The 17,307-nt window shown below is 64.2% G+C and carries 12 protein-coding genes; 4 read left to right on the top strand and 8 right to left on the bottom strand.

The features are described from left to right. Positions 1 to 27: 27 nt before the first annotated feature. From FJV83_RS14920 to FJV83_RS14890, 7 genes are all read right to left on the bottom strand, one after another. On the bottom strand, positions 28 to 219 hold the full coding sequence (locus FJV83_RS14920; protein ID WP_245437729.1) for an RNA-binding protein: 192 nt from the start codon (positions 217 to 219) through the stop codon (positions 28 to 30). Between the two features lie 42 nt (positions 220 to 261). Then, positions 262 to 705, bottom strand: a complete 444-nt coding sequence (locus tag FJV83_RS14915) for a nuclear transport factor 2 family protein (protein ID WP_095791885.1) — start codon at positions 703 to 705, stop codon at positions 262 to 264. 338 nt (positions 706 to 1,043) lie between these two features. Further along, complete coding sequence (locus tag FJV83_RS14910) at positions 1,044 to 3,263, bottom strand: 3-hydroxyacyl-CoA dehydrogenase NAD-binding domain-containing protein (RefSeq protein ID WP_142886591.1); 2,220 nt, start codon at positions 3,261 to 3,263, stop codon at positions 1,044 to 1,046. 14 nt (positions 3,264 to 3,277) lie between these two features. Next, the gene (locus FJV83_RS14905) at positions 3,278 to 4,486 is read right to left on the bottom strand and encodes an acetyl-CoA C-acetyltransferase (protein WP_095771875.1); all 1,209 of its coding nucleotides are present in this window, start codon (positions 4,484 to 4,486) and stop codon (positions 3,278 to 3,280) included. 33 nt (positions 4,487 to 4,519) lie between these two features. Continuing rightward, a complete protein-coding gene (locus FJV83_RS14900) occupies positions 4,520 to 5,689 on the bottom strand; it encodes an acyl-CoA dehydrogenase family protein (protein WP_095771874.1) in 1,170 nt (389 codons plus the stop codon). Between the two features lie 101 nt (positions 5,690 to 5,790). After that, a complete protein-coding gene (locus FJV83_RS14895) occupies positions 5,791 to 7,581 on the bottom strand; it encodes an acyl-CoA dehydrogenase (RefSeq protein ID WP_142886590.1) in 1,791 nt (596 codons plus the stop codon). A gap of 394 nt (positions 7,582 to 7,975) precedes the next feature. After that, complete coding sequence (locus FJV83_RS14890) at positions 7,976 to 8,437, bottom strand: MerR family DNA-binding transcriptional regulator (protein WP_095771972.1); 462 nt, start codon at positions 8,435 to 8,437, stop codon at positions 7,976 to 7,978. 452 nt (positions 8,438 to 8,889) lie between these two features. Here FJV83_RS14890 and FJV83_RS14885 point away from each other — a divergent pair, with 452 nt between their 5' ends. From FJV83_RS14885 to FJV83_RS14870, 4 genes are all read left to right on the top strand, one after another. Beyond that, positions 8,890 to 12,954, top strand: a complete 4,065-nt coding sequence (locus tag FJV83_RS14885; protein ID WP_142886589.1) for a peptidoglycan-binding protein — start codon at positions 8,890 to 8,892, stop codon at positions 12,952 to 12,954. A 191-nt stretch (positions 12,955 to 13,145) separates the two neighbouring features. Then, on the top strand, positions 13,146 to 14,069 hold the full coding sequence (locus tag FJV83_RS14880; protein WP_095771871.1) for a sulfite exporter TauE/SafE family protein: 924 nt from the start codon (positions 13,146 to 13,148) through the stop codon (positions 14,067 to 14,069). Continuing rightward, positions 14,069 to 14,860, top strand: a complete 792-nt coding sequence (locus FJV83_RS14875) for a TIGR02186 family protein (RefSeq protein ID WP_142886588.1) — start codon at positions 14,069 to 14,071, stop codon at positions 14,858 to 14,860. The genes FJV83_RS14880 and FJV83_RS14875 overlap by 1 nt, the downstream gene beginning before the upstream one ends. A 173-nt stretch (positions 14,861 to 15,033) precedes the next feature. Then, on the top strand, positions 15,034 to 16,290 hold the full coding sequence (locus FJV83_RS14870; RefSeq protein WP_142886587.1) for an Hsp70 family protein: 1,257 nt from the start codon (positions 15,034 to 15,036) through the stop codon (positions 16,288 to 16,290). Here the strand turns inward: FJV83_RS14870 and FJV83_RS14865 are convergent, their stop codons facing one another. Next, a complete protein-coding gene (locus tag FJV83_RS14865; RefSeq protein ID WP_095787299.1) occupies positions 16,291 to 17,193 on the bottom strand; it encodes a LysR family transcriptional regulator in 903 nt (300 codons plus the stop codon). It abuts the gene before it with no gap. Positions 17,194 to 17,307 lie beyond the last annotated feature (114 nt).

Below are 17,307 nucleotides of genomic sequence, written 5' to 3'. Positions count from 1 at the left end.
GCGGAGCGGCAATGGCGAGAGGCGCGCCTAGCGCTTCCAGCGGCTTTCCGCCTCCTTCTTCGCGATCTCGGCGCGCCGTGCTGGCGTCATATTCTCGGCGCGCTTCTTGCCACCCTTCGAATCAAGCTCTTTGGCGGCGGCGCTCTTGCCGTCGACCTGCAGATCGTCGGCTTCCTCGTCGGTAGCAATGCGCATGGTGCGGACGGCATTGCCGATCACATCGGCGGGGCGCTTTTGACCTTTCGGTCCGGTTGGTATCTTCTACTGACCAACCACCGACGCCGCTGGCCGTCCCGACGTGATAGGATCGGCGTGACGTAGAACGATCCTCCACACGCCATCCTCCCGCCGGAAAATAGTGGTGGTCCGAAGCGCAATCGGCGCCAGTTTATCGGCGCCGCCAACCTTGGATCGGACCCGCTCGATCTCCATGATATAGCCCAAGTCTGCCGTCGCGTACTCGGCAATTCGCTCAAAGCCGATGACCTCGCCATCCCGGTAGTTGGTGGCAGCTCGATCCATGGTCTCAGCAGCCTTTGTCCATCCCCTGGCCGGTGGACCGAACGGGTTCGCGATTATCACGTCATCGCGTCGCGAATACAGGCTTTTCAGGGGCTCAGGATCGCCCTTAACAAAAGCACCCACAGCCAAATGATCCTGTTCGATGACATTCGTGAGGTCGGAGGACAACATTCCAATGCCCATCAAATTTGGCTTTCCCAAACAAAATCATACCGCATCGGAAGGGCAAGAGCGAGCAGCGCGTAAAGGCCGCCGGATTTCAAACTGAGACACTACCCGGGCGCAGCTGGCGGATCGCTAACAAAACTGCGTGCCGCCACGCCCAGACGGCGCGCCCTTGGCCGCGCGAAGAGCGCGGTTTCAGCGGTCGATGGTCGGAGATCAGCCTATCCGGGCGCAGGCCCTGATGGGAGGTTATGAACATCCGCTTGGCCACGGCTGCGTGCCGTGGCCATCATGCGCAAAATGAACGTGCTATGGCGTCCCTTGTGTGTCGGCCAGCCTTTGTGTTTCGGCCGGCGTCAGGCGGCCTGTTTCACGTCGCCCTTGGCGTAGGGGTCGAAGCGCTGGTAGAAAGTTTCGCCCTTTTCGGCCATGTCGAGGAGCAGCTTGGGCGCCTTGAACTCGGCGCCGTATTTCTTCTGCAGTCCCTTGGCGATCTTGACGAATTCCTTGGCGCCAATGCCGTCGATATAGGACAGCGCGCCGCCAGTGTAGGGCGCGAAGCCGAAGGCCAGGATCGAGCCCACATCGGCCTCGCGAGGATCGGTGACGATGCCTTCCTCCATCACCCGCGCCGCTTCCAGCGCCGTGGTGACCAACAGCCGTTGCTGCAGCTCCTCGTAATCGACCTTCTCGGGCGCAAGCTGCGGATAGAGGTCCTTCAGTCCCGGCCACAGCTTCTTCTTGGCCGGCTTGGCCGGATAATCGTAGAAACCCTTGCCGTTCTTGCGGCCGAAGCGGCCATGGTCGTCGACCATGGTGTTGATCAGCGCCATCTGCTTGGGGTCGACGGCCTTGTCACCGAGATCCCTGCTGGTCTGCTTCATGATCTTCTGGGCAAGGTCGATCGCCGTCTCGTCGGTCAGCGCCAAGGGACCGACCGGCATGCCGGCGGCCTTCGCCGCATTCTCGATCATCGGCGCGGGCACGCCCTCGATCAGCATCTTGTAGGCTTCCGACATGTAGCGCAGCACGCAGCGGTTGACGTAGAAGCCGCGCGTGTCGTTGACGACGATCGGTGTCTTCTTGATGGCTCGGACAAAGTCGATCGCGGTGGCGAGCGCCTTGTCGCCGGTCTTCTTGCCCAAAATGATCTCGACCAGCATCATCTTGTCGACCGGCGAGAAGAAGTGGATGCCGACAAAATTCTTCGGCCGAGCCGAATTCTTCGCCAGCGAGGTGATCGGAATGGTCGAGGTGTTCGACGCGAAGATCGCGGACGACTTAAGCACGGCTTCCGCCTGTTCTGTGGCGGCCTTCTTGACGGCCGAATCCTCGAACACCGCCTCGACCACGAGGTCGCAGCCGGCAAGATCGGCATAATCGGCTGTCGGCGTGATCAGCGACAGGAGCTTGTCCTTCTCCTCCGGCTTGGCGCGGCCCTTCCTGACCTGATCCGAGACCAGGCTGTCCGAATGCGCCTTGCCCTTTTCGGCCGACTCCATGTCGCGGTCGAGCAGCACCACCGGAATGCCGGCCTTGGCCGTGACATAGGCGATACCGGCGCCCATGAAGCCGGCGCCGAGAATGCCGATCTTCTTGAACTTGGTTTCCGGCACGCCGTCCGGGCGGCGGGCGCCCTTGTTCAGTTCCTGCAGTGACACGAACAGCGAGCGGATCATCGCCGCCGCTTCCCTGGTCTGCATGATCTCGGTGAAATAGCGCTGTTCGATTCTCAGAGCGGTGTCGAACGGCACCAGCAGGCCTTCATAGACGCATTTCAGGATGGCGGCGGCGGCCGGATAATTGCCATAGGTCTCGCGACGAAGGATGGCGATGGCCGGCGGCCACAGATTGAAGCCGGCCGGCGAATAGATCTGACCGCTGGGCAGCCTGAAGCCCTTCTCGTCCCAGGGCTGGACGGCTTTCAGTCCGTTCCTGATCATGGCCTTTGCAGTCTCGACCAGCTTGGCCGGCTCGGCGATCTCGTGGATCAGGCCCATGGCCTTCGCCTTCTGCGGCGACAGATTCTGGCCGGAGGTCAGCATCTGCAGCGCCTGCTGCTGATCGGTCAGCCGCGGCACGCGCTGGGTGCCGCCGGCGCCGGGGAAGATGCCGACCTTGACTTCCGGCAGGGCCATCTTGACCTTGTCTGAATCGGCGGCGACGCGACCGTGGCAGGCCAGCGACAATTCGAAGGCGCCGCCCATGCAGGTGCCGTTGATCGCCGATACCCAGGGCTTGCCCGATGTTTCGAGCTTGCGCCACAGACCGCTCATGCGACCGGCATTGTCGAACAGCAGCTTTGCCGCCTTCTCCGGGTCCTTGGTCTTTTCCCTGGCGAACACGGCAAGCATCTTCTGCAGCATGGTCAGATCAGCGCCGCCGGAGAAGCTGTCCTTGCCCGAGGTGATCACCGCACCCTTGATGCCGGCGTCGGCCACCACCTGGTCGATGATCTTGTCGAGTTCGCCCATCACCTCCTCGGTGAACACGTTCATCGAGCGATCCGGCATGTTCCAGGTGACGAGCGCAATGCCGTCAGCGTCGGTATCGAGGGTGAAATTGATGTAGCTCATTGTTTCTCTCCCCGTCAGACGCGTTCGATGATCGTTGCGGTGCCCATGCCGGCGCCGATGCACAGCGTCACCAGCGCGGTGTTCAGATCGCGGCGCTCGAGTTCGTCCAGCACCGTGCCGAAGATCATCGCGCCGGTGGCGCCGAGCGGATGGCCCATGGCGATGGCGCCGCCATTGACGTTGATCTTGTCGTGCGGGATCTCGAAAGCCTGCATGTAGCGCAGCACCACCGAGGCGAAGGCCTCGTTGAGCTCGAACAGGTCGATGTCCGACAGCTTCATCTTGGCGCGCTTCAGGAGCTTCTCGGTGACATCGACCGGGCCGGTGAGCATCAGCACCGGCTCGGAGCCGATATTGGCGAAGGTGCGGATGCGCGCGCGGGGCTTGAGGCCCATCGCCTTGCCGGCCTTCTTCGAGCCGAGCAGCACGGCCGCCGCGCCGTCGACGATACCGGACGAGTTGCCGGCGTGGTGGACGTGGTTGACCTCTTCCACCTCGGGGTGCTTCTGCACCGCGACCGCATCGAAGCCGCCCATTTCGCCGGGCATGACGAAGGATGGGTTGAGCGATGCCAGCGACTGCATGTCGGTCGAAGGCCGCATGTGCTCGTCATGATCCAGAATAGTCAGGCCGTTCTGGTCCTTGATCGGAATGACCGAATTCTTGAAGCGGCCGTCGGACCAGGACTTGGCGGCCCGCTTCTGGCTTTCGACCGCATAGGCGTCGACGTCGTCACGGGAGAAACCGTATTTGGTGGCGATCAGGTCGGCCGAGATGCCTTGCGGCACGAACCAGCCGGGCAGGCCGACCGAAGGATCCATGAACCAGGCGCCGCCAGAGGCACCCATGCCGACGCGCGACATGGATTCGACACCACCGGCGATGACGATCTCGTCGGCGCCCTGCGCAATCTTGGCGGCGCCGAAATTGATGGCGTCGAGACCGGAGGCGCAGAAGCGCGAGATCTGCATGCCAGGCGCCTTGGTGTCGTAGCCGGCCTCGAAGGCGGCGGCGCGCGGAATGACCGAACCCGCCTCGCCGACCGGATCGACGCAGCCGAAGATGATGTCGTCGACGGTGCCGGTGTCCAGCCCGTTGCGGTCGCGCAGCGCTTCCAGCGTCTTGGCGGCAAGCCGCACCGCCGGCACTTCGTGCAGCGATCCATCCTTCTTGCCCTTGCCGCGCGGCGTGCGCACGGCGTCATAGACGTAAGCTTCGGCCATTTTCGTGCTCCTTGGGTTTGCCGGTCGCCGCTCTCAGAGCGAGCGGCCGATCAGCAATTTCATGATCTCGTTGGTGCCGCCGTAGATGCGCTGGACGCGAGCGTCGCGGAACATGCGGGCGATCGGATATTCATTCATGTAGCCATAGCCGCCGTGCAGTTGAAGGCATTCGTCGACGACTTTTCCCTGCAGGTCGCTCAGCCAGTACTTGGCCATCGAGGCCGTCACGGGATCGAGGCCGCCATTGATGTGGCGGGTGACGCAGTCATTGTAGAAGACGCGGCCGATCGTCGCCTCGGTCTTGAGCTCGGCCAGCTTGAACTGGGTGTTCTGGAAATCGATGATCGCCTTGCCGAAGGCCTTGCGTTCCTTGACGTAGTCGATGGTCAACGCCAGCGCCCGCTCGATCATGGCAATGGCGCCTGTGCCGATCTGCAGCCGCTCCTGCGGCAATTGCTGCATCAGCTGGATGAAGCCCTGCCCTTCTTCGTGGCCGAGCAAATTGGAGGTCGGGACGCGCACGTCGTTGAAGAACAGTTCCGACGTGTCGTTGGCCTTCAGGCCGATCTTGTCGAGGTTGCGGCCGCGCTCAAAACCTTCGACCTCGTCGGTCTCGACGACAATCAGCGAGGTGCCCTTGGCACCCTTTTCCGGATCGGTCTTGGTGACGACGATGATGAAGTTGGCCAGCTGGCCGTTGGTGATGAAGGTCTTGGAACCATTGATCCTGTACTGGTTGCCGTCCTTCTCGGCCCGCGTCTTGACGCCTTGCAGGTCGGAGCCGGCGCCCGGTTCGGTCATGGCGATGGCGCCGATCAGCTCGCCGGTGGCGAGCTTCGGCAGCCACTTCTTCTTCTGCTCCTCGGAGCCGTAGTGGAGGATGTAAGGGGCGACGATCGAATTGTGCAGGCCGATGCCAAAACCATCGACGCCGACATGGCCGATCGCCTCGATGATGGCGCTCTCATGCGCGAAGGTGCCGCCGGAACCGCCATATTCCTCCGGCATCGAGGCGCAGAGCAGGCCGGCGGCGCCGGCCTTGCGCCAGCTCTCGCGGTCGACCATCTCGTTCTTCTCGAACTCGTCGTAGCGCGGCGCGATCTCCTCCGACATGAAGCGGGTTGCCATGTCGTAGAGCATGCCGACCTCGTCCGCCGCCCAGGCGGGCTTGGGAAGGCCAAGTATTTCGGCGGGGCTGGTCATGTGGATATGGTACTCCTCCCAGAGCGCATCGTCAGCGTTGACGCCGGCGCACGTCACGCTGGCCTCAACCGCCCTCCCCCCGAGGGAGAGGGCAACCATCTTTAGAACGCTTCCGCAGGCAGGGCCATCAGCGTGTCCGCGCCGCTCGAAATACGGGCGAGATGCGCCGACGTCTCCGGCATGATCCGCTCCATGAAGAAGCGCGCCGTCACCACCTTGTTGTCGTAGAAGGACTGGGTGCCGTTGGCGCCGGTCTTGCCCTGAGCTGCCTTGGCCATCTGCGCCCACATGTAGCCCAGAGCAACAAGGCCGAAGAGGTGCATATAGTCGGTCGAGGCCGCGCCGGCATTGTCGGGCTTGGCCATGCCGTTCTGCACCAGCCACATGGTCGCCGCCTGCAGATCGTTCAGGCCCTTCTTCAACCCCTTGGTGAAGGGCGCCATCTTCTCGTCGGCGCGGTTCTCCTCGCAGAATTCGCCGACCTCCTTGAAGAAGGCCTGGATGGCGCGGCCGCCATTCAGGCCGAGCTTTCGGCCGACGAGGTCGAGCGCCTGGATGCCGTTGGCGCCTTCATAGATCATGGCGATGCGGGCATCGCGCACGAACTGGCTCATGCCGTGCTCTTCGATATAGCCGTGACCGCCGAACACCTGCTGCGCCATGACGGCGTGGTCGAAGCCCTTGTCGGTGAGCACGCCCTTGACCACCGGCGTCATCAGGCCGGTGTAGTCGTCCGCCGCCTGGCGGTCCTTGTCGTCGGCGGAGCGATGCGCGATGTCGGACTTGATCGCCGTCCACAGCGCCAGCGCACGGCCGGCCTCGTTGAAGGCCTTCATGGTCATCAGCGAGCGGCGGATGTCAGGATGGACTATGATCGGGTCGGCCTTCTTGTCCGGCGCCTTGGCGCCTGAGAGCGAACGGCCCTGCAAGCGGTCCTTGGCGTAGGCAACGGCGTTCTGGTAGGCGATCTCCGACAGCGAAAGCCCTTGCAGGCCGACGCCGAGGCGGGCCTCGTTCATCATCGTGAACATCGCCTTGAGGCCGCCATTCTCCTCACCGAGCAGCGTGCCTTCGGCCTCGTCATAGTTCATGACGCAAGTCGAATTGCCGTGGATGCCCATCTTCTCCTCGATCGAGCCACAGGAGAGCGTGTTGCGTTCGCCCGGATTGCCCGCAGCATCGAGCTTGAGCTTCGGCACGATGAACAGCGAGATACCCTTGACGCCTTCCGGCGCGCCCTCGATGCGGGCCAGCACCAGATGGACGATGTTGTCCGACATGTCGTGCTCGCCGGCCGAAATGAAAATCTTTTGGCCCGAGATCTTGTAGGTACCGTCGCCGTTCGGCACCGCCTTGGTGCGCAGCAGGCCGAGATCGGTGCCGCAATGCGGTTCGGTCAGGTTCATGGTGCCGGTCCAGGAGCCCTCGACCATCTTCGGCAGCCATTTGGCCTTCTGCTCGTCGGTGCCGTGGGTGATGATCGCCGCGATGGCGCCCTGGGTCAGGCCCGGATACATCATCAGCGACATGTTGGCCGAGACCATGTATTCGGCGACGGCGGTGTGCACGGCATAGGGCAGGCCCTGGCCGCCAAACTCGACCGGCGCCGCCAGCCCCATCCAGCCGCCTTCGCGATACTGGTCGAAGGCCTCCTTGAAGCCTTTGGGCGTGGTCACCGAGCCGTCGTCGTGACGCACGCAGCCTTCCATGTCGCCGACGCGGTTGAGCGGATGCATGACGTTTTCGGCGAGCTTGGCGCCTTCGGCCAGGATCGCTTCCAGCACGTCGGGCGTGGCGTCGGCAAATCCGGGAAGGTTCGAATAGCGCTGATAGCCCAGCACCTCGTTGAGTACGAACAGCGTATCCTGGACCGGCGCCCTGTATGTCGGCATGCTTTTTCTCCACCCTGCGGACCTGGTCCGAAAGCCCCCGAATTGATGTCAGGGCAGCATGCAGACCCGTGTTGAAGTCGGGATAGCAAAAATTGACGTTTGCGTAAACGTCAATTTTTTGATGCGACAAGATTTCCCGACCACCCAGCTTGGGGAAGCTAGAGTGTTTCACCGTTTCACGGAAACGGCGAAACGCTCTATCTCATTGTTTTAACGCAAGTCCGGACGGAAAACCGCTCACACTTTTCCTGGAATTGCTCTAGCGGCGCGACGTCAAGCAGGCCAGCGCCGAAGGAACCAGTCAGGCGGATGCAGGCAACGAAAAAGCCGCGCGGCAGAGCCAACGCGGCTTTGATGGTCGAGACTCCGACGAAGTCGGAACCGGTAGATTGCTTCAGCTCGCGACGCTTGCATGTGGAGCCGTGCGTTCGGCCAACATCTGGCGCACCGCGGACATCGAGCCGGAGAGCTCGTTGATGGCGTCATCGATCAGCGCCCGCTGCTTCTGCAGGCGGGCGAGCTGCTTCTCCGACTTGTCCAGCGCCAGCCGCAGCTGCTTGGTGTTGGAACCGGTCGGATCGTAGAGATCCATCATCTGCTTGACGTCGCGCAGCGAGAACCCGACCTTGCGGCCGAGCAGGATCAGCTTCAGGCGGGCCTTGTCGCGGCGCGTGTAGAGACGGGTGGAGCCGTCGCGCTGCGGGTTGAGCAGGCCCTTGTCTTCGTAGAAACGCAGCGTGCGCAGCGTCACGCCGTATTTCTTGGCCATTTCGCCGATGCGGGCGAGGTCCTCGCCGGCTTCGACAGATACATTATTGGTATTGGCCGCGGTCTCGCCGGCCGAGATAAGCTTCATGGTCACTGGCTTTCCCCGTCTGGTGGCGTCGCGGTCCTGGACCATGCGTCGCCTGACTGGAAGCGGGGGCGTGCTTCCAGTCGTGGTTTCGACAAACAAAATCGCAAACAGCACACTCAAATGCGCCTTTTACGTTTACGTCAATTCTATACCGATAGCCGCCTCATGACGCAAGGGGCGTTCTGTGAAGGTGCTTTATGCCGCACCGTGGCAGCGAGAGCGAACTTCCTTCCAACTTCTTAAGCTTGGTTAACGCGTTGTTTACCACGTTGGGGGAAATGTGGGCGCGTCGGCTACCCGTGTTTATCCTGTATCGAATTTTTCACGGTTTTCGGAGCGCGGGTGAAACCCCGGGAAGCTTGTCTTCCACCGTGGAAGCGCGGTCGCCTTCGTTCCGGCAGGGACTTGGGGAGCTGGTCGCAAGCCGGCCAATCTGAAAGACGGACGCACCGATGAACAGCAAGCGGTCCTATCTCGACACACTCAACGCCGGCAGGCAGCGCAAGCCGCAGACCACGCTCGAGCAACTGAACCGCTCGCTGGAGACGCTGGAACAGCGGCTGGGGCAGACCCGCGAGGAGGTGACGGCACGTCCCGCTCCGCGCCAATACGGCGCGGACCCGCGCTATCCCGCCGTCGACCCGCGTTATCCAGCCGCCCAGCCAACCGGTCAGCAGCGCTGGTATGAGGAACCGCGGCCGGCGGCGCGCCCGCAGACCCCGGCGCCAGCCCCCGCCTTCGACCAGAACTACCAGGCCATCGCCCGTGACATCGACCGCGTGCGCGGCCAGGAAGACAGCGTCGCCATGGTCGGCAAGATTGCCGGCGAATTGCGCGGCATGCGCGAGGAACTGCGCCACCAGATGACGGCGGGCCTGCAGCGCGAATTCGATGCGCTGCGCAAGGATATCGACCGCGCCTTCCAGGCCAACGCCAGGTCCGGCACAGCGGGCAAGGGCAGTGCCGAACTCGGCGTCGAATTCGAACGGCTTTCCGGCGCCATCAAGTCGCTGTCGGAGAAAAGCGACGACAGAAGCGTCAACATGCTGCGGCTGGAACTCGAGCAGGTGAAGGCCGCGCTCGACACGCTGGCGCGCGAGGAGAGCGTGCAGAAGGTCGACCGCCGCTGGGACGATTTCGACCGCCGCTGGACGGCTTTCGAGGACCGCGTCGACGCCGACCAGCGCAAGCGCTCCGACGACCCCGCCCTTGCGGCCCTGACCGACCGGCTGGAGCAGATCAGCAACGCCGTCAACAATCTGCCTGAATCGCTGTCGTTGCGCTCGCTCGAGGAAAAGGTGCGCACGCTGGCCGGCGCCGTCGAACACTTCGCGGGCCAGCAGGACAATCGCGGCGGCGACACGCTTGCCATGATCGATGAGCGGCTGGACGAGATTTCCCGCGCCATCGTTGCCTCGACCGTCGCGGCACAGGCCAATTCCGTCGACCACGAAGCCTTCGACCGTATCGAGAAGCGCATCGACTCGCTCGCCCGGCAGATCGAGGAGGTGGCGCAGGATCGCCCCGGCAACGCGGTCATGGATCGCCTGAGCACCCTGTCGAGCCGCGTCGACGAACTCGCCGGCCGCGCTAATTTGCCCGAACAGGCGATGGAACGGCTGGCCAAGCAGATCACCCTCATCGCCGACAAGATCGACCAGGCGCCGGCCATGCCCGACGCCGACTACATCTTCCACGGGCTCGAGCAGCGCTTCGACGTGCTGTCCGGCATGATGGAACGCCGCCAGGGCGATGCCATCGAACAGGGCAACATGCTGTTTCGCGATCTCGAGCGCCGTCTCGACGAGGTTGCCGACCGGCTCGACCAGCGCCTCGCGCCGCAGATCGACAGCGCCGGCATCATGGAAGCCATCGACGCCCGCTTCACCGCACTCGCCACGCGCATGGAGAGCCGCGCCGCCGATCCCGCCGGCGAAGCGGCGATCCGTGGACTGGAAAGCCGGCTCGAGGACATTTCCAGCCGGCTCGACGCCTCGGCGGCCCAAGTGGCCGGCATCGATCCGGCGCTGATCCGCAGCCTGGAGGCACAGGTCGCCGGCCTGTCCGCCCATCTGTCCAGGCCCAGCACGCCGCTGCCGGAATTCGAGGACATCAGCCCGCGCCTCGACGAAATCGAGAAGGCGCTGGCCGGCACCCGCGATTCCATCCTCGGCGCGGCACGCGAAGCGGCCGAGAACGCGGTGCGTTCGCTGGCCGGGTCGAACGCCAATGCGTCGGCGGTTTCCGGACTCGCCCAGGACCTGAAAACGCTGGAAACGCTGACGCGGCGCTCCGACGAGCGCAATTCGCGAACTTTCGAGGCCATCCACGACACGCTGCTCAAGATCGTCGACAGGCTGGGTTCGCTGGAAACCAACGAGCCGTCCGAAGCGGTGAGCGAGCTCCTGGCCACGCGCCAGGACGAGGCGGCCGGCAAGCGCCGCACACGAACCGCCAAGATGGCTGTCGAAGCGCCGTCGATGGATATCGACGAGCCGATGCTGCTGAGCGGCGACATGGCCGATCTCGATGCCCGCGCCGCCGCCATAATGCGTAACGAGGGCGCGCGTGGCGACCTGGGTACGCGTGGCGACCCGGGTACGCGTGGCGAGCTGGGCACGCGAACGCCGGCGGAAGCCGCCGCCGCCGCCGCTATGGCCGCACTCGGTTCCGACACCATCGCCGAGAAGGACCAGCCGGCAGGCCGCAAATCGATGTTCGGCGGGCTGGCCCGCGCCTTCAAGGGCAAGAAGGTGGCGGCGGACGTCCCGCCGCTGGCCGGTTCGCCGCCGAGCAGCGATATTCCGACGGTCGATCTTGACGAGCCGCTCGACCCGAAAGTGGCCAACCGCCCGCTGGAGCCAGGCTCCGGCGCGCCCGACCTCAATGCCATCATGAAGCGGGTTCGCGACGAGCGCGGCCAGCCGGCAAAGCTTGGCGAAAGCGACGCCGCCAAATCGGATTTCATCGCAGCCGCGCGGCGCGCCGCGCAGGCCGCCGCCGCGGAGGCCGACGCCCTGAAGCGCCAGTCGACGGTGAAAGGCCCGGTGAAGGCGCTCAGGATCGGCGACCTGCTCAAGGCGCGGCGCAAGCCGATCCTGATGGCGGCGGCGGCGATCATGCTGGCGCTTGCCGGCCTGCAGCTCGGCAAGGCGTTCCTCTCTGATCCCGTTCAGGTGGCAAACAACGACGCCGCACCGGTCGTTGCCGCGCAGCCGGTGCAGACTGCATCCGTCGACACGGCGAGCCAGCCGAAGGCGGAAGCCCAGCCGGCAGCGACGGACGACGAGCCGGCCCGTGCCGTCAGGCAGGCCGAGCAATCCGCGCCCACGACCAAGGACGACATGGTGGCGCAGACCGCCATGGCGATGCCGTCGGACACGGACGCAATGGCGAATACGGCGCCGGTTGCAGAGCCCGCTGCTCCTGCCGCCTCTTCCGGCCCCATGGCTTCGGCCGCTCCAGCACCAGTTGCGCCTATCGCCGCGCCCCCTATGGATGCGACGGCTTCAGAGCCGGCCGCTGCTACCGGCGGTGCGCAAGCGACGGATACCGATACCCAGCCGGTCGCAGCGCCAACGGCGGCCAACGACGCCATCGCCAAGGACACGACCGGTGCCGTTGCACCGACGGCTGCCCCTGCGACAGCAGCCGCGGCCAAGTTCGACATTCCGGCCGATGCCGGCCCGGCCGCGCTGCGCGATGCCGCCGCTGGTGGCGACGCCAAGGCGCTGTTCGAGATCGGCTCGCGCTACGCGGAATCTCGCGGCGTCAAGGAAGACATGGCGGCAGCCGCCAAATGGTACGAGAAATCGGCGGAACTCGGTTTCGCCCCGGCCGAATACCGCATCGGCAATTTCTATGAGAAGGGCATCGGCGTCGCCCGCGACATCAAGAAGTCGAAGACCTGGTACCAACTGGCCGCCGAGCAGGGCAATGCCAGCGCCATGCACAATCTGGCCGTGCTGTTCGCCATGGCCGCCGATGGCGTGACCGACAATGAATCGGCCGCGCACTGGTTCCAGGAGGCCGCCGATCTCGGCGTCAAGGACAGCCAGTTCAATCTCGGTATCCTGGCCGCCAAGGGCGTCGGCATGAAGCAGAACCTCGAGGAATCCTACAAATGGTTCGCTCTCGTCGCCAAGACCGGCGACAAGGACGCTGCCGCCAAGCGCGACGAGATCGCCAATGCGCTGCGGCCCGAACAGCTCGAGCGGGCACGCGCCGCGACCGAACTGTGGAAGGCCAAGCCGCTCAATGCGGCGACCAATTCGGCCGACATTCCCGAATCCTGGCAGGAAGGCACGCCGCAGACGACCGCCGGCATCGACATGAAGAAGGCGGTCAAGAACATCCAGCTCATCCTCAACAAGAACGGCTATGACGCCGGCGGCGCCGACGGCGTCATGGGCGAGAAGACCAAGACCGCGATCATCGCTTTCCAGACCGACAACAAGCTGCCGGCGACCGGCGCCGTCGATGAAAAACTGGTGCGGGCGCTGCTGGCGCGCAAATAACAGAGAAGCGTCGTTTCCACGACGCTCTTGCCACACATTTGCCTGTTAACTGATTGAGATATTTTTTGTTTCGACGCGGCGACGAGGTTTGACCTCGCCGCCGCGTCGGCGCAAGGAAAAATTGGCTTTTCGGTGCGAGACTGCCCAGAACGGCTGTATTCGCCGACAGGCAAACTGATCGAGACTGACGGGTGGGCATCTATCTCCCGATTGCGGAAATTTCCGTCAACGTCTTCGTGCTGCTGGCCATGGGCGCTGCGGTGGGCTTCCTGTCGGGCATGTTCGGCGTCGGCGGCGGGTTTCTCATCACGCCACTCCTGATCTTCTACAACATCCCTCCGGCGATCGCGGTCGCCACCGGCGCCAACCAGGTCATCGCCTCGTCGGTCTCGGGCGTGCTGTCGCACATGAAGCGGGGCACGCTCGACTTCAAGCTCGGCGGCGTGCTTCTGGCCGGCGGCATCATCGGCTCCACCGCCGGTATCTACGTGTTCGCCTTGCTGCGCCGACTTGGTCAGCTCGACCTGTTCATCTCGCTGCTCTATGTCGTGCTGCTCGGCACGGTCGGCGGGCTGATGCTGGTCGAAAGCATCAATGCGCTGCGCGCCACACGCAGCGGCGCCGCGCCGGTGCTGAAGAAATCCGGCCAGCACAACTGGATACACCGGCTGCCGCTGAAGATGCGCTTCAGGGCGTCGAAACTGTTCGTCAGCGTCATCCCGGTGCTCGGCCTTGGCGCCGGCATCGGCTTCCTGTCGTCGATCATGGGTGTCGGGGGCGGCTTCATCATGGTGCCGGCGCTGATCTATCTGCTCAAAGTGCCGACCAATGTCGTTATCGGCACCTCGCTGTTCCAGATCATCTTCACGTCCGCCTACACCACGCTGGTACACGCCACCACGAACCAGACGGTCGACGTCGTGCTGGCCTTCCTGCTGATGGCGGGCGGCGTCGCCGGCGCGCAATATGGCGCCAAGGCCGGCCAGAGGCTGCGCGGCGAGCAGCTCAGGGCGCTGCTGGCCTTGCTGGTGCTGGCTGTGGCGATCAGGCTGGCCATCGATCTTTTCGTCACCCCGCCCAATCTCTATTCGCTGTCCAGCGCGGGCCTCAACTGATGGCGGGCCCGAAGGCATTCGCAGGCGCCATCCTCCTGTCACTGCTTACCGCCGCCGCGCCGGCGAAGGCACAGACGCCGCTGACGGAAGGCATCCAGATCGGTCTCTCCACCGACAATGTCTCGATCACCGCCGGTTTTTCCGGCGCCGACCTGACCATCTTCGGCTCGCTGGAAAATCCCGACCCGCTGGTCGCCCGCCAGGGCCGCTACGACGTCATCGTCGTGCTCGAAGGGCCACCCAAGCCGGTGGTGGTACGCCGCAAAGACCGGGTGCTCGGCGTCTGGGTCAATCTGGACTCCGAAACCTTCGAGAACGTGCCGGTCTCCTATTCGGTGGCGACGACGCGGCCGCTGCAGGACATCACCGAACCAAACAGCTACAAGCAACTGTCGCTCGGGGCCTCCAACCTCTACATGCAGCCCGCCGACGCCGGCGACGGCCCGGCAACGATCGAGGAATTCACCGCGGCGCTGCGCGAACGCAAGGGCGCAGCCGGCCTCTACAGCGAGAATGTCGGCGGCGTGCAGTTCCTGTCGCAGAACCTGTTCCGCGCCACCGTCAGGCTGGCACCGAATGTGCCGGTCGGAACCCATAAGGCCCGCGCTTTCCTCTTCAAGAGCGGCCTGTTCATCAAGGAAAGCTCAGCCCAGCTCGAAATCCGCAAGTCCGGCTTCGAACAGTCGATCTTCCGGGTCGCCCATGACTACTCCTTCCTCTACGGCGTCTTCGCCATATCGCTGGCCATGCTGACGGGCTGGCTCGGCAGGCTGATCTTCCGCAAGGATTGAGCGGCCAAAAGGGGTTTCCCTTTCCCGCGTCATGCTATAGACCGCACCTCCCCGCCCAACGGGCAAGCACGCACAATTCAATTCGGCAGAGCGGTCCGGTCGCCCGGAACCACAGCGCACGCTTCTCCCGCGAGCGCCGATCCGCTGTCTGCCGCCAATGACAGGAGGCTGCCTTGCGACCAGCATTCGCCGGTATCGACTTCGGCACTTCGAACTCCACGGTCGGCGTGGTCCGCAACGGGCAGCCCCACCTCGTCGCGCTCGAAGGCGGCCAGGTCACGCTGCCCAGCGCGGTGTTCTTCAATTTCGAGGACGGCCGCATCTGTTTTGGCCGCCAGGCCATCGCCAACTACACCGACAGCGTGGAAGGCCGGCTGATGCGCTCGCTGAAGAGCGTGCTGGGCAGCTCGCTGGCGCATGAGAAGACGCGCATCAAGGCGCGCTCGATCGGCTTCATGGAGATCATCGGCCTGTTCCTCGGGCATCTCAGAAAGAAGCTTGAAGAAGATGGCGGCGATCTGGTCGAGACCGTGGTGCTCGGCCGTCCGGTGCAGTTTGTCGATGACGACCCACAGGCCGACGCGAACGCGCAGAGCGACCTGGAAAAGGCCGCGCATGCCCAGGGCTTCAAGCACATCGCCTTCCAGTTCGAGCCGATTGCCGCGGCGCTCGACTACGAGCAGAGGGTGACGCGCGAGGAGCTGGCGCTGATCATCGACATGGGCGGCGGCACGTCCGACTTTTCAGTCGTGCGCGTCTCGCCTGAACGTGCCCGACTGCCGGACCGCAAGGACGATATCCTGGCCAGCCGGGGCGTCCATATCGGCGGTACGGATTTCGACCGGCTGCTCAGTATTGCCCATGTGATGCCGCAGCTCGGCTATTTGACCCAGACCAAGGACGGTAAGCGCAATCTGCCAGCCAGCTACTTCATCGATCTCGCGACATGGCAGCGCATCAACCTGGTCTACACCGCCAAGGCGATGACGCATCTGCGCCAGATCCGTTACGAGGCCGCGCGCGCCGACCTGGTCGATCGCTTCATCCACATTGTCGAGCACCGTTATGGGCACGCTTTGGCGGCATTGGTGGAAAAAGCCAAGATAGAGTTGACCGACCTGTCATCGGCCGAAGTCGCGGTGAGGCTATCCGACGTGGAGTTCGCCGCCGAAATCGCGCGTGACGGGCTGGACGCCACCATCGCCCGGGACATCGGGCGGGTCACCGCAACGGTGGCTGAGACCATGCGGGACGCGCAGGTCAAGCCGTCCGACATCACCGCGGTGTTCCTGACCGGCGGCTCGACCGCGATCCCGCTGGCAAGACGCGAAATCCTGGCGCTGGTGCCGCAGGCTTCGGTCATCGACGGCGACATGTTCGGCTCGGTCGGGCTTGGCCTGGCACTGGATGCGCAACGGAAGTTCGGCTGATCAGGCTGAACCGCTTCGGGTCGTCTCGGCGCCGAGATGCGCCTTCAGCGCCATCTGGGCCAGGCTTGCCTGGCGGTCGCGGTGGGTGATCATGGCGAAGTCGCGTTTCGGCAGTTCGAGCGGCACGGACCGCAGGCTGCCTTCGGCGACGGCGCGTCCGACGACGAGCTCCGAAATGATGGTGGCGCCGGCACCCGCCTCGACCGCCTGGCGAACCGCCTCGTTGCTTGGGAGCACCAGGAACACCTGCAAATCGGCAAGCGAAATCCCCTCACGCCGCGCCAGATCCTCCAGCACCTCGCGCGTGCCCGACCCGCCCTCGCGGATGATCCAGCGCAGGCCCCTGATGTCGGGACGGCCCGGCGCGGTTTCGACGATTTCGGGATGTGACGCGGCAACCACCAGCATCAACCGGTCGGTATCGACCTTGGCCCGGCGCAATATGTCGGATTCGGTGCGCCCCTCGACCAGGCCGAGATCGGCGGTTCCATCCAGCACGCTGGCCTCGACCTGCCTCGTGTTACCGATGCTGACGCTCAGCCGCACCGCGGGATAGGCCTCGTGAAAGGACGCCAGCCGGCGCGGCAGCCAGTAGCTGGCGATGGTCAGGCTGGCGGCGATGGAGAGGCTGCCGGCGACCGTCTGCGAGACATGTTCCAGCACATTGCGCGCGGCGGCGGCCCGCTCCAACACGGCCTTTGCCTCCGGCAGGAACCGGTGGCCGGTCTGGGCAAGCTCGATGTTGCGGCCGACGCGGTTGAACAGATGGACGCCGTGCTGCTCTTCAAGCGCGCGAATGGCGGCCGATGCCGCCGACTGGGAGATGCCCAGAAGCTCCGCCGCCTTGGTCATGTGGCCGCGTTCGGCGACGGCGACGAAAATGCGCAACTGATCCAGGGTCATGTCAGCATTAAGAACCAATATCGATCGAATTTACAAGAACAACTGATTAGACGGATCGATAGCTTCATTCTACATTTTCAAGCGAAGTTAGAAAAAATTCGCCAGAGAATGGCA

It is taken from the genome of Mesorhizobium sp. WSM4307, assembly GCF_007003945.1.
Lineage (GTDB): Bacteria > Pseudomonadota > Alphaproteobacteria > Rhizobiales > Rhizobiaceae > Mesorhizobium.
Note: the sequence above shows the minus strand (reverse complement) of the source record. Positions and strands in the feature narration are given on the sequence as shown.

What these genes read in the sequence shown, in the direction of transcription:
- FJV83_RS14890 (WP_095771972.1), bottom strand. Translation starts at nt 8,437, where the DNA reads ATGAAGCTTATCTCGGCCGGCGAGACCGCGGCCAATACCAATAATGTA.
- FJV83_RS14905 (WP_095771875.1), bottom strand. Translation starts at nt 4,486, where the DNA reads ATGGCCGAAGCTTACGTCTATGACGCCGTGCGCACGCCGCGCGGCAAG.
- FJV83_RS14900 (WP_095771874.1), bottom strand. Translation starts at nt 5,689, where the DNA reads ATGACCAGCCCCGCCGAAATACTTGGCCTTCCCAAGCCCGCCTGGGCG.
- FJV83_RS14865 (WP_095787299.1), bottom strand. Translation starts at nt 17,193, where the DNA reads ATGACCCTGGATCAGTTGCGCATTTTCGTCGCCGTCGCCGAACGCGGC.
- FJV83_RS14895 (WP_142886590.1), bottom strand. Translation starts at nt 7,581, where the DNA reads ATGCCGACATACAGGGCGCCGGTCCAGGATACGCTGTTCGTACTCAAC.
- FJV83_RS14910 (WP_142886591.1), bottom strand. Translation starts at nt 3,263, where the DNA reads ATGAGCTACATCAATTTCACCCTCGATACCGACGCTGACGGCATTGCG.
- FJV83_RS14875 (WP_142886588.1), top strand. Translation starts at nt 14,069, where the DNA reads ATGGCGGGCCCGAAGGCATTCGCAGGCGCCATCCTCCTGTCACTGCTT.
- FJV83_RS14915 (WP_095791885.1), bottom strand. Translation starts at nt 705, where the DNA reads ATGGGCATTGGAATGTTGTCCTCCGACCTCACGAATGTCATCGAACAG.
- FJV83_RS14885 (WP_142886589.1), top strand. Translation starts at nt 8,890, where the DNA reads ATGAACAGCAAGCGGTCCTATCTCGACACACTCAACGCCGGCAGGCAG.